10 protein-coding genes are annotated in these 14,109 nt (G+C 64.9%); all 10 read right to left on the bottom strand.

Translation table 11 applies throughout. The features are described 5' to 3' along the window. Nucleotides 1-13: 13 nt before the first annotated feature. Complete coding sequence (locus ABC729_RS08725; protein ID WP_495607234.1) at nucleotides 14-1,408, bottom strand: NAD(P)-binding domain-containing protein; 1,395 nt, start codon at nucleotides 1,406-1,408, stop codon at nucleotides 14-16. A 149-nt stretch (nucleotides 1,409-1,557) separates the two neighbouring features. Continuing rightward, nucleotides 1,558-3,924 carry a 2-hydroxyacyl-CoA dehydratase gene (locus ABC729_RS08720; protein WP_495607233.1) on the bottom strand — a complete coding sequence of 789 codons (2,367 nt, stop codon included), beginning with the start codon at nucleotides 3,922-3,924 and terminating at the stop codon, nucleotides 1,558-1,560. Beyond that, complete coding sequence (locus tag ABC729_RS08715) at nucleotides 3,924-5,177, bottom strand: CaiB/BaiF CoA transferase family protein (protein WP_495607232.1); 1,254 nt, start codon at nucleotides 5,175-5,177, stop codon at nucleotides 3,924-3,926. Before ABC729_RS08715 ends, ABC729_RS08720 begins: the two co-directional genes overlap by 1 nt. Beyond that, a complete protein-coding gene (locus tag ABC729_RS08710; protein WP_495607231.1) occupies nucleotides 5,174-6,373 on the bottom strand; it encodes a CaiB/BaiF CoA transferase family protein in 1,200 nt (399 codons plus the stop codon). Before ABC729_RS08710 ends, ABC729_RS08715 begins: the two co-directional genes overlap by 4 nt. Beyond that, nucleotides 6,370-7,362 carry a CoA transferase gene (locus ABC729_RS08705; RefSeq protein ID WP_495607230.1) on the bottom strand — a complete coding sequence of 331 codons (993 nt, stop codon included), beginning with the start codon at nucleotides 7,360-7,362 and terminating at the stop codon, nucleotides 6,370-6,372. Before ABC729_RS08705 ends, ABC729_RS08710 begins: the two co-directional genes overlap by 4 nt. A gap of 10 nt (nucleotides 7,363-7,372) precedes the next feature. Continuing rightward, the gene (locus tag ABC729_RS08700; protein WP_495607229.1) at nucleotides 7,373-8,569 is read right to left on the bottom strand and encodes a CaiB/BaiF CoA transferase family protein; all 1,197 of its coding nucleotides are present in this window, start codon (nucleotides 8,567-8,569) and stop codon (nucleotides 7,373-7,375) included. Further along, nucleotides 8,566-9,648 carry a TRAP transporter substrate-binding protein DctP gene (dctP, locus tag ABC729_RS08695; protein ID WP_495607228.1) on the bottom strand — a complete coding sequence of 361 codons (1,083 nt, stop codon included), beginning with the start codon at nucleotides 9,646-9,648 and terminating at the stop codon, nucleotides 8,566-8,568. The genes ABC729_RS08700 and dctP overlap by 4 nt, the downstream gene beginning before the upstream one ends. Next, nucleotides 9,645-10,949, bottom strand: a complete 1,305-nt coding sequence (locus ABC729_RS08690) for a TRAP transporter large permease (RefSeq protein WP_495607227.1) — start codon at nucleotides 10,947-10,949, stop codon at nucleotides 9,645-9,647. Before ABC729_RS08690 ends, dctP begins: the two co-directional genes overlap by 4 nt. Beyond that, nucleotides 10,939-11,436, bottom strand: a complete 498-nt coding sequence (locus ABC729_RS08685) for a TRAP transporter small permease subunit (RefSeq protein ID WP_495607226.1) — start codon at nucleotides 11,434-11,436, stop codon at nucleotides 10,939-10,941. The genes ABC729_RS08690 and ABC729_RS08685 overlap by 11 nt, the downstream gene beginning before the upstream one ends. A gap of 182 nt (nucleotides 11,437-11,618) precedes the next feature. Beyond that, nucleotides 11,619-14,012, bottom strand: a complete 2,394-nt coding sequence (locus tag ABC729_RS08680) for a TonB-dependent receptor (protein WP_495607225.1) — start codon at nucleotides 14,010-14,012, stop codon at nucleotides 11,619-11,621. Nucleotides 14,013-14,109: the final 97 nt, after the last annotated feature.

Raw genomic sequence — 14,109 nt, 5'->3', positions numbered from 1 at the left:
CAACCTTGGACCATCATGCGCCGCCGCAGCTTTTTTTCACCGGGGCCGGCGGTGGGCAACCGCAACCGGTCGCACCGTCTGCCTTGGCGGCCGCATCATCGTCGCAGCAGGCGTCACTGCCCGCAGGGGCCGGCCCACCGCAGCAATCGGACGCAGCCGCATTCGTGCCAAGGCTGACGCTGCAAACGCCGGTTTCGGGCAGTTCCAACTGTACCTCCGCTGCTGCCGCGAAATCCCCGGCCAGGAAGGCCACCACCGATCGTACTTGTTCATAGCCGGTGGTCATCAGGAAGGTGGGGGCACGGCCATAGCTTTTAATGCCAACAGTATAGAAGCCGGGTTCGGGATGGGCCAGTTCCTTTGCCCCGTGCGGACGGACGGTGCCGCAGCTATGAAGGTTCGGGTCGATCAGCGGCCCCAGTGCCATGGTGCTTTCCAGCCAGGGATCCAGGCCCAGGCGCAGTTCGCGCAGCATCGTCAGATCAGGCCGCTGCCCCGTGGCGACGATTACCTGTTCCACGCCGGTGATCATGCGACCGTCCCGTGCGGTGACGGTCAGGCTGCCCGCCCCCTGGTGAAAGGCGGCCGTCTTGAAGCCCATATAGAGTTCCATCCGGCCGCTGTCGGCCAGCCGGCGAAGGGCGCTGCCCAGGGCACCGCGAGCGGCCAGCGCATCCGCATCGCCCCCGCCAAAAGTGCGGCGCAGGTCAGTGCCGCGCACGGCCCAGCTGATCCGTGTGCCGGGAGCCTGTTCCGTCAATTTTGCCAGATCCAGCAAGGCGTTAGCGGCGGAATGGCCGGCACCAATGACCAGCACATGGCGCCCCACATAACGTCCCCGGTCAATCCCCAACAGGTCGGGAATACGGTATGCGATACGGTCCGCTGCCGCCACTTCCCCGATGGCGGGCAACCCGTCGGCTCCTGCGGGGTTGGGCTGTGACCAGGTGCCCGACGCATCCAGGACGGCGGCGGCCAGCAAATCGGCCTCCCCCGTCGGCGTGGAGACGCGCAACAGGAATGGGGCCTGTTCCCGGCCCGCACTTTTCACCTTGTCGAAGCCGGCCCGGCTGATGGCCGTGACCCGGTGGCCCAGACGCAAATGCGGTGCAATGGCGGGCAGGCGTGACAGGGGGCGCAGATACTGTTCCACCAGTTCCGCGCCGGTCGGCAACACATCGGCTGGCGGCGACTGCCAACCTGATGCCTCCAGCAGGGCGCGGGCGGCCTTATCGATATTGTACTGCCAGGGGGAGAAGACACGGACATGCGCCCAGTCGCGAACATGGGCGGCGACATCATCCGCCGCCTCCAGGATCAGGGGTTGCAGCCCACGGGCCAGAAGATGGGCGGCGGCGGCCAGCCCCACGGGGCCGGCGCCGATAACGGCAATGGGAAGAGCGCTCATGGTTGGCTCCATTCATTTCGATGAATATCAAAATAAATGAGTCCAGGCGCACTGTCAACGATAATTCGAGAATTATCGAAATAACAAACGACGAGAGGGTGTCTGCAACATGGAGGTATCGAGAGTCCCTCCCATGTTGCAGACGTCGCTTAAGACAGGCTGTCGATGAACCGGGTGACCGCCCCGTCGACGGCGGCTGCGTCGGCACTTTCCTGATTGTAATTGTCGAGGTCCAGACGCAGCACGGGAATGCCCGCTTCCTCCAGTGCGTGCAGCACGAACGGGTCGGCATCGGTCAATGCCACGGCCCCATGAACGCCGTGAATGCGGGCATCGCGCACATGCCATGCGCCGGCCCAGGTGGGCATGCGCAATTCATCGCCCATGGTGACGAAGCGGGCGGCCAGCGCCCGCATCGGGTCGCGCCCCCGGTCGTGATGGCGGATATAGCCGTCGGCCGCCAGCGATAGATACATGGAGCAGACGAAGACTGCCCCATGGCTTTCCTCCCAGCGCTGGTAGAATGCCATGTCGCTCCACAGGCCGCGACCCACCCACATCAGGCGTACACGCTCATTCGGGCACGCGGCTTCGCCGGTTGCCGCGCGGGCTGCCACTTCCTCATAAAGTGCCTTGGCGGCGTCGCGGGCCCAGACGGAACCGCGATGCCATTGTGGCACCATCGTGGCCGGCATCGTATCGACGATGCTGACGGGGGCGGGGTGGGAGGCGGCGATCAGGTCGCGGGTGCGGCGATACCATTCCTCCTGCTCATTCACCAGATCCATGACCTCGGTAAACCTTGCAGGATCAAAGCGCTTTCCGGTGGCTGCTTCCAACCGCGCGACATGGGCGCGTAATTCCCCTTCCATCAGGTCCAGGCGTTCCGGCTCCAGATGTTGGTCCCAGTCGTCGGGCAGTTTATCCCACCAATCTTTCGGTATGGTCCAACGGCTGTCGAAACTGCGCTGGTATAGGAACAGATCGGCCCCGGTCTCCATCGCCCAACAGCGGAAGATGCGGGCGGTGGCGTCGGTGCCGGTGACGGCGGCCAGGAAATCGGGCCTGGGAAGTCCGCCCCAGGGGGCGTTATCCCCGTCGTCGTCGAAAGCGGCAGCCAGCCCTTGCGCGCTGTAAGCTTCCACATCTGCCGGATAGTCGCGGTCGCGCAACAGGCCGAAATAGCGACCGGATTGCTGTTTCGCGGCCACGATGGAGGCCCACCACTGGTTCACCACGAATGGAATGTCCATGGCCCGCAGGATTTCTTGCGGCGCGTTGGCATTGACGACGGCCAGCGGCGCGCCCGCCGCCACCCGTTCGCGCAAACCCGCGAACCAGTCGCGCTGGAACTGCCCGAAACTGGCGACCGCAGACAGCGATTTGCGGCTGCGCACGGGTGGCTTCAGCGCGGCGCGTCCCCCGCCGGCACGGGCGGCGGAGGGGGATGGTACCGGTACTGGCGGGGCGGCCGGCGTGGTGGGGTCGGCAAGGAATGTGCCTAATGCCGCCGGTATCTCGCCATCCCCGTCCCAGGTGACGGCCAGGAAGGGCAGGTGGGCAGCGATACACGCTTCGCGCAGCGACTTCGTGTCCCAGGGCGCAGCCTCTTCACCGGGACGCATTGCATGCAGCAAGGCAGTGGCACCGGCAGCTTTTGCGGCGGCGATGATGCTGGAAGGATCGTCAGGTGCGCGGCGGGCAAAGGGGGGTGGACCGTCGCACCAGGGACGCCCCCAATCCTGCGCCTCGCCCACCACAAGGGTGCCGGCAGCTTCCAGCTGGTCATAAAGCCGGAAATCCTCCTGCGTGCTGCCGGTCAGGAACAGGCGCAGGGCGGCGGCAGGCACTATCGGCGGGGGATCGGCCAGCAAGGCCGATAGCGCGGCCTCGACCTGCGACAACGGCAGAATGGTGGCGGCAGCGACCAGCCGTACCGCCTCGGTGCCGGTCAGCCGTCCGACATGGCGCAGGTCCAACGCCTGGGCAAGCAAACCCCGTAATCGGGCTTCGTCCCGCTCCGCCTGCGCCATATCGCCCACGGGCGCGCCGATGGTGGTCAGCCATTCTTGTAACTGTGCGCGCCGAGCCTTGTTGTAACACGCCGACTGTTCCCCCCCGCCGTGAAGCAGGTCCAGGAAATGCACCGGCCCCAGCCGTCCTCCTGCTTCCCGCGCCAGTTCGCGCAGGGCCGCAAAGACCTGCGGCTGTTCATTATCGGCACTGGTGATCAAAACAGGGTCGGGTTCAGCACCGTCCCCCACCAACTGCTCCAGCAGCGATTTGCCCCGCACCGACAGGCCAGCCCCGCCCATCAGCGCGTCCATCATCGGCGTTGGCGCATTCGCTGGCACCAACCGGACGGGCAGCAGTCCGGCGGCCCGCACCAACGCACGGGGACCATCCACGCCCAGCAGGCGGAGCGGGCGATATCCCTGACCCCGCAGCGCCTCCAGCGTTCCGGCAGGATCGTTGGCGGCAGTCAGCAGCGGAGCAAGGGTGGGATGGCGGGCCATCAGATCACCCCTTGCTGCTTCAAACTATCCAGCCGTTCGGCGCTGTATCCGGTCAGGCGGGCATAGACATCGCCATTATGCTCCCCGATGGTCACGGGCAGTACGGGGTCGAACCCGGTCCGCGCACCGGAGAACAGGATGGGGATGCCCGCCGTGCGCAGGTCGATGTCGGAGGTGTAGCTGGGATGGGCGATGGGCATCGTCTCGTTGCGGGCTACCACGCGCGGATCGACCAGCGCATCCTCCGGATGCCGTACAGGGGCCACCGGAACGCCCTGTGCCTCCAGGGCTGTCACGACATCGGCCACCGGCAATTGCCGCGACCAGCCATTGATCCGCGCCTCCAGTTCGGTGGCATTGGCCACGCGGGCGTCGCGCGTGGCGAATTGTGGATGCTGAAGCAGTTCCACCTGTCCCATGGCGCGGAACAGGCCGGCGGCCAGCTTGTCATGCACCGCGACCAGGGCGATATAACCGTCGGCACATTCGAACACACCAAAGGGCGACAGGCGCTGCACCGTCAGGCCCGTGCGCGATGGCATGCCGGCGGCGGCCATGGCCGACCAGTTCTCGATGGCAACGAAGGAAGTCAGCGCCCCCAGCATCGACACGTCGATATGCTGCCCCTCACCGGTCCGGTGCCGCTGTTCCAGGGCAGCCAGGATGCCGATCACGGCGAAGACCGGGGCCAGCATATCGGCCATGGGCACGCCCATGCGCACCGGCGGCTCCCCCGGCGCGCCTGATGTGTACATGGCACCCGACAGGGCCTGGATGATGACATCCATGGCCTTGCCGCCTTCCGACCCGTTGGCCCCGAAGCCGGACAGGGAGCAATAGATCACGCGCGGATTGGCCGCTTTGGCCGCCGCATAGCCCACGCCCAGCCGGTCGGCGGTGCCACTGGTGAAATTCTCCACCACGATGTCGCAGCCCTTCACCAGATCGGCGAAGACCGTCTTGGCGTCCGGGTGCTTCAGGTTCAGGCTGATGCCATGCTTGCCGCGTGCGCGGGTCAGGTGGGAGATCGAGATGTCATCATCATGCCGTCGTTCCACCACCACGCCGTCGCGTCCGACATAGGGGCTGTTGTCCCGCGCCAGATCGCCGCCGACCGGGTCCTCCAGCTTGATCACTTCGGCCCCCAGACCCGCCAGCAGCAAGGTGGCGTAGGGTCCTGCCAGGGCGCGGGTCAGGTCCAGGACGCGCAGTCCTTCCAGGGGGCGTTGCTGGCTGTTGTCGGTCGTGTTCATGCTTGTGATCCTTGACGGGCGGCCAATGCGCCCTTGTCGCGCAGGGACTGGATATCGGTTTGGGAAAGGCCGATGCCGGCTAGAATGGCGTCGCTGTCCCCGCCTGCCGGGGCCGCCGGTTGTGGTGCGGCGGCGGGCGTGTCGGACAGGCGGATGGGCAGGCCGATATGGGGAGCAGTGCCGCCGCCGGGCAGCGACACCTCAAACACCATGCCTCGCGCCCGGTTATGCGGGTCGGCCAGGGCGTCGGACAGGTCATGCACGGGTGCAAACTGCGTATCCGCTGCCGCCAGGACATTCAGCCATTCGGCCAGGGGCTTGGTGCGGAAGATGGCGGTCAGCGCCGCCGCGATCTCCTCCCGCCGGCTGACATCCATCTGCGAACCGGCGAAGTCCGGACGGCCCACGGCCACGCAGAAACGCTGCCAGTAGCGGGGCTCCATGTCCGTGGTGGTGATGAAACGCCCGTCTGCCGTTTCCCAGATGCCGCTGTCGGCCCGGCGCTTGCCGCGTCCCGGTGCTTTTGATAGGTCCGGATTGCGGGAGATCGTGCTGGCGATCAGGGCGAGCGATGCGTCGGACATGGCGACATCTACATGCTGACCCCGGCCCGTGCTGGCGCGTGCAATGATGGCGGACAGGATGCCAATGACAGCGTTCGACCCGCTCAACAGATCGGCCACGGGCACGCCGGGGAAGCTGGGTTTGGCCGGGTCTTCGCCGATGCGTGACAGGGCGCCTGCAATCGCCAGCGCTACCGGATCATGCCCCGGCTTATCCCGGTAAGGCCCCGTCTGTCCGCACAGGGTGACCGACGCATAGACCAGCCTTGGGTTCAATTCCAGCATGGCGGCGGCACCATATCCCATGCTGTCCATCACGCCGGGCCGGTAATCCTCCACCAGGATATCGGCCTTTGCGACCAACGCTTCGATCGCCGCCCTTGCATCTTCATGGCCGGGATCGATGACCAGACTGCGCTTGTTGCGGGCGTAGATGTCGCGGGCGCGCAGGTCCGCGCGGGCATCCGCGCCCAGCTTGTCCCAGCCGAAAACCTGCGCCTGTTTTGCCAACTCGCGCGGGTTTTCCACGCGGATGATGTCGGCCCCCAGATTGCCCAGCATCCAGGTGCAATAGGGGCCAGGCAGGAACTTGGAGAAATCGACGACCGTAAGGCCGGAAAGCGGGCCATTCATCGCGCACCCTCCTGGCTGGTCTGGAACAGGGAGTCGGGCACACGGATCGTGCGGCCCGACACGGGATCGTCGAAGTTGGTGAAAGCCCCACGCGCCGCGTGATGCGCGCTGTTCAGCACATCACCCGGTTCATCGATGGCCGACAGGCCCATACCGTGACGGTTGGATTGGTCGGCCAGGAAGGCGCGGGTCTTGGTGGCGAAGAACGCGCCCACGACCTTTTCCCATTCATTCAATGTTTCCTGGGCCAAATCGGCGACCAGGATATTCTCCCAATCCACTGCGGCCAGCGGCCCTGCCATATCATCGGCCTGCATCAGGGCGACCATGGCGCGCATCATGCCGGGATTGTCGACCAAGGCCCAGGTGACCCAGCCATCGGCCACCTTCCAGACCTGATTGACACCCGATTTGCCGCGCACCAGCAGATTGCCCTGCCGCCTGCCCACCTTCCCGGCCCAGTCCCACATCACGGGTTCGCGGTAGTTAGCCAGCACGGCGGACTGATAGGCGGAAACGGTGACCTGTTGTCCCTTCTCCTTGCGGGCATAAAGGGCCGTCAGCGCCCCTATCACCGCCTGGATGGCGCCCAGCGCATAGGCCTGCTGTCCGGGCAGACGCAGCGGTTCCCGGTCGGGATCGCCGCCGATATGCAGCAGGCCCGACCGCGCCATCAAGGTCAAGTCGGTGGCCGGCCGGTCCGCACAGGAGAACGGCGTCAGCAGCACATCGATCAGAATCGGATAATCCCCCGGCTCCACGCCCGGCAGCGGCCCGTTGCGCAGCAGGATGTCGGCACTCGACAGCAGGGAAGGCAGGTCGGCATCATCCAGCGCCATGCAACGCTTGCCCCGGTTCCAGACCGGATCGGCCGTCTCGCCCCCTGCCGGGACCAGCCGTGTCACCGACGCGCCCAGTTGCGCCAGCATATGGCCCGCCAGGGCACCCAATTCGCCCGTCGCGTCGATGATGGTCAGATGGTTCAGCATCTTCATCCCCTTACGCCAGCGCGCCCGAGGCGGTCAGTTCATCGACCACGCCTGGGTCCATGCCCAGCAGGTCGATGAAGACAGCGCGATTATCGCCCCCTAGTAGGGGCGGCGGACCGACATGGATGCCGGCATCGGAAAAGCGCAGGGGCGGCCCCGGCATCTCGCATTCGCCAAGCTTCTCGTGGTGGATGCGATGGTAATGGCCGGCGCGTTCCAGTTCAGCGTCGGTGAAGACATCGCGCCCGTCATTAACCGCCTCCGCCGGAACCCCGGCGGTGGACAGGCGGTCGGCCAGCCGGTGCTTGTCCTGCGTCCGGGTCCAGGCGGCCAGCAGGGCGCGCAGGTCCGCCGCATGGGTCTTGCGGCCCGCCAGGGTGGCGAAACGCGGATCATTGATGCCCGACAGCCCGGCCAGAACCTGCCAGTCGGTGTCATCGCGCGCGGCGATGGCGCACCATTGGTCGGAACCGCGACAGGGGAACAGGCCGTGCGGTTCCATACGCGGATCGTCATTGCCGCGCCGTGGGTCGATCCCGCGCTGTCCATCGGCCAGACAGTCCGACGTGACCAGCATCATCGGTTCGACCTGCGACACGTCCAGATGCTGGCCCTCGCCCGTCACTCGTCGATGTTCCAGTGCGGCCAGTACCGCCACCGTCGCCATCATGGGAGCGACCACATCGCCATAGGCGAAGGGGGCCATATGCGGCCCCCGGTCGGGCCAGCCTGATAGCGAGGCAAAGCCCGACAGGGCCGCCGCTGAATTGCCATAGCCGCGCAGGTCCGACAGGGGACCAGTACGCCCGGTCACACTGACCGACAGCAAGATGATGTCAGGCTTGATGGATTTCAGCGTGTCGAACGACAGACCGATCCGGTCCATGTAGCCCTTGCCGAAATTCTCCACCACCACATCGGCCCAGGCGACCAGCTTTTTCGCCACCTCGATACCGCGCGGATCATTCAGATTGATGGTCACGCCCTGCTTGCCGGTATTGGTGATGGCGAAGAAGGCGGATGCGTCGTGATGGCGCTTTCCATCCTTGAAGGGCGGGGACAGGCGGCCGAGGTCCAGACGTTTGGCGCTTTCCACCTTGATGACGTTGGCGCCGTAATCGGCCAGATCCTTGGTGGCGCGGGGACCGGCACCGACCCAGCTGAAATCAGCGATGCGTAGCCCTGCCAGGGGTCCTTCGCGGGTCATGGCGATACCTCTGCATGACTGTTGAAACAGGCCGGGGTTTCCCCCCGCCCTCTGGCTGCAATCAATTCCTGGGCATGGGCCAGGATCGGGCGGCCATCCACATTGAAATGCGACAACTCATCCGCGATGCGGCGGGCATTTTCCGCATACAGCGCCCGGAACCGCTCCTGATCCGCTGGGGGCAGGGCGTCGGTGATGTGCATGCCCAGCGCCTTGCCCTTTTCCATGCCGCGATCCTCGGCACTCAGAATCTGGCGCGACAATGCCGCTTCCCAGATCGGCTGCGCTTCCTTCAACACTTGGCGCAGTTCAGGTGTCAGGCGTTGCCAGGCCTTGTCCGACATGGCGCGGGCCGGATAGGCCCCACGGTCGAAATGGAGGCCGGTGAAATAGGAGGCAACCTCGCCAAAGTGCAGGGAATGGACGGTATCGACCGGGGCCACCACCCCATCAATCACGCCCTTGGCCAGGGCGGAATAGACCTCTCCCATCGGCATGTTCACAGGATCGGCACCCAGGTCGCGCAACACGCCCAGCGCTTCGGTCTGGGCGCGCAGGCGCAGACCACGCAGATCCTCCAGCTTTTCGATCGGCTTGTGCCGGGTCAACACGCCGGGGAAGTTGCCGCCCTGAACGGCCAGGACGTGCAAACCCTGCAATTCCTGACTGAACACGGGGAAGACGGCTTCCAGGCATTTATAGATGGCGACCTGATCGGGCAGGTCCTTGATCCCGCCATAGAAACCAGCCTGTCCGCGCAGCGCGTGCGCCCCGCCCCTTGCATAGATCGGCGTGATCAGGCCGATATCGGCCACGCCATGGCGGATTTCCACCATGCTCTGATCCGACGTGATCAGCGATCCCGACCAGAAGGGCTTGATCACCAGCGTGCCGCCGGACTTTTCCGTGACGGCCTTCATCCATTCGATGTCGGCCTTGCTGAACGGGTGGCCGGGCGGGTAGGGGCTGGCATAGGAGAGGGTAATGGTGCCGGGTGCCTCTTCCTTACCGCCACAGGCGGACAAGGCAAGCAGGGCACAGGCGGTCAGCAGATGTTTCAGACGCGTGCCCATCATCATGCCCCCAGCACCTTGGGCAGCCAGAGCGTCACCGCCGGGAAGGCGATGATGACCGCCAGATGCACGAAATCGATGGCGAGGAAGGGCACGATGCCCCGGAAGATGGTGCCCAACGGGATATCCTTGGCGATGCCATGGATGACGTAGCAGTTCAGGCCGAGCGGCGGATGCACGAACCCGATTTCCATGGTCCGTACCAGGAAAATACCGAACCAGATGGGCGACAGGCCCAGATCGATGATGATCGGCAGGAAGATGGGTGCCGTCAGCAGCATCAGTGCCAAGCCATCCAGGAACGATCCCAGCACCAGCAGCAGCAACGTCATCACCAGAACGGCGGCCAGCGGCCCTGCATCCAGGTCGGCGACCAGCGCCGACATATGCCCCGTGATGCCCGTCAGGCTGACGAAGGTGGAAAACAGGATGGCGCCGATAATGACGACATAGATCATGCCGGTGGTGCGCAGCGTGTCCGAAAGCGCCTTGGTGATGGCGGCCCGCGTCAGGGCACCCCGGATGGCGCAGAGCAGGAAGGAGCCAGCGGCCCCCACCGATGCGGCCTCCGTCGGGGTGAACCAGCCGACCATCAGGCCGCCGACCACGAACATGACTAGGGCTACGATATCAATGATGCGCCGCAGGGCCGGCAGGCGGTCCCGCCACGGCACCCGCGCCGTCTTCGGCCCCAGCTCGGGCCAGATGCGGCACAGGATGTAGATACCGACCATGTAGAACAGGGCTTGGCTCAAACCGGGGATCACGGCGGCGGCGAACAGGCGTCCGATGGATTGTTCGGCGATGATGCCGAACACGATCAAGGCGCCCGACGGCGGGATCAGCGCCCCTAAGGTGCCACCAGCGGCCAGCGCCCCTGTTGCAAAAGCCGGGGAGTAATTGTGCTTGCGCATCTCTGGCAGCGCCACCGATCCGATGGTGGCGGCGGTGGCCAGACTGGAGCCACTGATTGCCCCGAAACCGGCGCAACCGGCGATGGAGGCAAGGGCCAGCCCGCCGGGCCGATGCCCGATGAACCGGGCCGCCGCGTCAAAGAAATCGCGGCTGGCCCCCGCTGCGAAGCACAGATGCGCCATCAGCAGGAACAGGGGCAATACGCCCAGTTCATATTTGGCGATGGTTTCAAATGCCACCACGCCGGCCTTGATCATTGCCGCTTCCGGCGTGACCAGGATGGCGATGCCCCCGGCCCCCACGGCGGCCAAGGCCACCCCGATGGGCAGGCCGAGCGTCAGCAGGGCCAGCAGCGCGATGATGCCCAGGGCACCCCAAATCTCAGGACTCATGGTTGCCTCTCTTACCCAGCGCACGTACCAGGAACAGAAGGGCGATCAGCAGGCAGGAACCGATCCACACGACACGCAGCCAGCGCAGGGGCAGGCCCAGGATTTCCGTCACTTCAAACCCGGTCCACAGGTCGGCGGCGACCCAGGCTGACCCGGCGGCCAGGAACAGGAAGAACAGGCAACAGGCAAAATCCGATGCCCGGTCGTAGCGCTGATGCCAGTCGGGTCCCAGCCGTTCGATCAGGATATGCACGCGGGCATGGGCACCGGACAGGGTGGCCCCCACCATGGCGGCGGATGCCGCCAGGACCACGCTGGCCTGCACCACCTCAATGGCACCCAGCAGGGTGAAGCCGACATGCCGACCCAGCACCGCAATGGCATCCGCCGACATGGCCATCAACAAACCGGCTGCTCCCAGCGCGAAGGAAATCCGGGTCAGCAGCCCGCCACCGGATGATGGTGGTTTGTCAAAGCGTTGAACCAAGATGCGCTTCCCCCTAATCGCTCATTCTTGTCATCCCGGCGAAAGCCGGGACCCCGGGACCAAGTGCCCACCCTGTCAGCAGCGTCCAGCGAAGCAACCCACACCGCAAGTGCCTGTGGCCCCTGGGTCCCGGCTTTCGCCGGGATGACGCAGGAGAGGCACTTGGAAGGGCTGTATTCGCATCAGAACGTCACCCGGATACCGCCATAGGTCATGCGTGGCGGCTTGTAGGTCACCATCTGGTTGCCATTGGCGGGGGAGGCGACACCATTAGCGATGACGGCTTTATTCCCGATGTTGCTCATCGCCACGAACAGTTCCCAACCGCCTTGGGCAGGAACGAAGGTGATGCGCCCATCGAACACGTCATAGGCGTCCTGGGCTACGGCGGCGGTGTTGTCGATATCAATGAAATAGCTGCTGGAATGGCGCCAGTCGCCACGCAGACGCACCGCCGCGCCCTCTGCCGAAACCGGAACCTCATAGGTCAGGCCCAGATTGCCGGTGAATTTCGGCACGAAGGGCAGTTCGTTCTTAAGGCCCAGCAGTACCGTGCCCGCCGTGGCCTGCTGCGGAAGCAGCTTGGTGAACTTGAAGTCGGTGTAGCCCAGTCCCGCCTGCAAGGTCAGCCCCTCGGCCAGCAGCGCCGTCGCTTCGGCTTCCAGTCCCTTGATCTCGCCATCGCCGCCATTGGTTTCCAGGCGGATGAAGGCGCCCGTGCTGTCCGTGGTGTTGCGGGTGATCTGGATGTCATTGTACTCACTGAAATACGCAGCGAGGTTCAGGCGCAGGCGGCGGTCGAAGAAGTCACCCTTGAAGCCCGCCTCATAGGCTGTCAGCTTTTCTGGGTCGAAGGTGTTGAACAGGTCGGCGCGGGTCGGGCGACCATTGACGCCACCGGCCTTGAACCCCTTGGACCAGGAGACATAGGCCATCATGTTGCTGTCGAACTTATATTCGGCACCCAGCTTGGGCGTGAACACGTCCCAGGTATCGCCAGCGGTGACATTGTTGAAGCTGACCAGATTGTTCTGCAAAGGCCGGACCTCGTAATAGCGGAAGTCCTTCTTCTCCTTGCTGATACGGGCCCCGGCCGTCAGGCTGAACGCATCCGTGACCTTATATCCGGCATGGGCGAAGGCGGCATAGGACGAACCGTCCAGCCAGCGGTTGCCCAGACGCATCTGGTCATAGCGCAGGTTATTGGCGTTATTGGCACCGCCCAGGCAACTGGCCGGGCCGGTCCCGTTGGCGGGGCAGGTGGCGGCGGCGACGCCCGGTGGGGAGATGGAGCGGTTGGGGGCCGCGCGCAGCGCCTCCACCAGACCCACCAACTGACGCGAGGACTGCGTATCCTGAGCCTTTTCCTCAAAGTACCAGAGGCCGACCAGCCAGTTCAGACGGTCGTCGAAGGCATCGCCGCTGAACTGGAATTCCTGGCTGAACTGGTGCTGCTGCACAGAGATGCCGGCCGAGGCGACGATATCGGCGGGGGTGCCGTCGGCGTCTGCTTTGCTGCGCACATCCAGGTCACGATAGGCGGTGATGGACTTTACGCCGATCACGCCAGGGTCCCAATCTACCACGCCGGACACGCCCCAGACATCGGAATTGGCGTAGCTGGTGGAGGTGGAATAGGTCGTCCAGGGCTTGGGTGCCACCCAGCGGTTGTCGTAGGTCAGACCCTGCGGGGCCAGCACGACGCGGTTATACAGCTCGATATTCGGGGCTGCTGCGGCAGTATTGAAAATGCCGACAGCCTGGTAATCGGTCGCTGCTTGCCGTTCCCGCGTTACGTCGCCCGACAGCGTCACCTGCAGCGTATCGGTGGGCGTCCAGGCCAGGGTGGCGCGGCCGCTGCGGACATTCACGTCGTTGCCGTTGCGCTTGGTCCCGTCGGCGGAAGGCAGAAGCCGCTTGTAATATCCGTCCTGATCGCGCGACAGGGCGCTGACGCGCAGCGCCAGCCTATCCTCGACCAGCGGCACATTGACGGAACCACCGACATCCATGCGGCCGTAATTGCCGACGCGCAGTTCGGCCACGCCGCCAAACTCATCACTCGGGGCTTTGGTGCTGATATTCAGCGCACCGCCCGACGTATTCTTGCCGAACAGCGTTCCCTGTGGGCCACGCAGCACTTCCACCCGCTCGATATCCAGCAGTTCCAGCACGGCACCGGGCGCGCGCGCCAGATAGACGCCGTCGATATAGATGCCGACCGCCGGGTCCTTGGTGATGATGAAGTCGGGCTGGCCCACGCCGCGGATGAACAATTGTGCGAAGTTGCTGCCGCCGGAACCGTTGCCAGAGGTGGTCATCTGGAAGTTCGGGGTGGCGTCGGCCACACCCTTCAGATCGACGACGCCCTTTTCGCGCAGATCTTCCGCTGTCAGGGCCGTGATGGCGATGGGCGTGTCCTGAAGGTTCGTGGACCGGCGTTCCGCCGTCACGATGATCTCCTCCAGCACGATGGGCGCTGCGGCCTGCTGGGCCTGCGCCATAGCGGGAATTGCGTAGAGACCGATGGCCAGCGCAACGGGCGCGGCGCCGCGAGGCGTCCACTTCTGGAACATTTTCATCCTCCCTGGATATTCGGGCGGGGTTCTTTGCCCCGTCTGAAGGCACCTTCGCCTTTCGTTATTGTTCATAACATAGACGGTTGATATTTAC

The sequence above is a fragment of the Niveispirillum sp. CC-CTL257 genome (assembly GCF_059489915.1).
The sequence above is the reverse complement of the archived record's forward strand: the minus strand, read 5'-3'. Positions and strand labels throughout refer to the sequence as shown.

Bases quoted from the DNA above. Each gene is read 5' to 3' on its own strand.
- ABC729_RS08725 (WP_495607234.1), bottom strand. From the start codon at position 1,408: ATGAGCGCTCTTCCCATTGCCGTTATCGGCGCCGGCCCCGTGGGGCTG.
- ABC729_RS08720 (WP_495607233.1), bottom strand. From the start codon at position 3,924: ATGGCCCGCCATCCCACCCTTGCTCCGCTGCTGACTGCCGCCAACGAT.
- ABC729_RS08715 (WP_495607232.1), bottom strand. From the start codon at position 5,177: ATGAACACGACCGACAACAGCCAGCAACGCCCCCTGGAAGGACTGCGC.
- ABC729_RS08710 (WP_495607231.1), bottom strand. From the start codon at position 6,373: ATGAATGGCCCGCTTTCCGGCCTTACGGTCGTCGATTTCTCCAAGTTC.
- ABC729_RS08705 (WP_495607230.1), bottom strand. From the start codon at position 7,362: ATGCTGAACCATCTGACCATCATCGACGCGACGGGCGAATTGGGTGCC.
- ABC729_RS08700 (WP_495607229.1), bottom strand. From the start codon at position 8,569: ATGACCCGCGAAGGACCCCTGGCAGGGCTACGCATCGCTGATTTCAGC.
- dctP (WP_495607228.1), bottom strand. From the start codon at position 9,648: ATGATGATGGGCACGCGTCTGAAACATCTGCTGACCGCCTGTGCCCTG.
- ABC729_RS08690 (WP_495607227.1), bottom strand. From the start codon at position 10,949: ATGAGTCCTGAGATTTGGGGTGCCCTGGGCATCATCGCGCTGCTGGCC.
- ABC729_RS08680 (WP_495607225.1), bottom strand. From the start codon at position 14,012: ATGTTCCAGAAGTGGACGCCTCGCGGCGCCGCGCCCGTTGCGCTGGCC.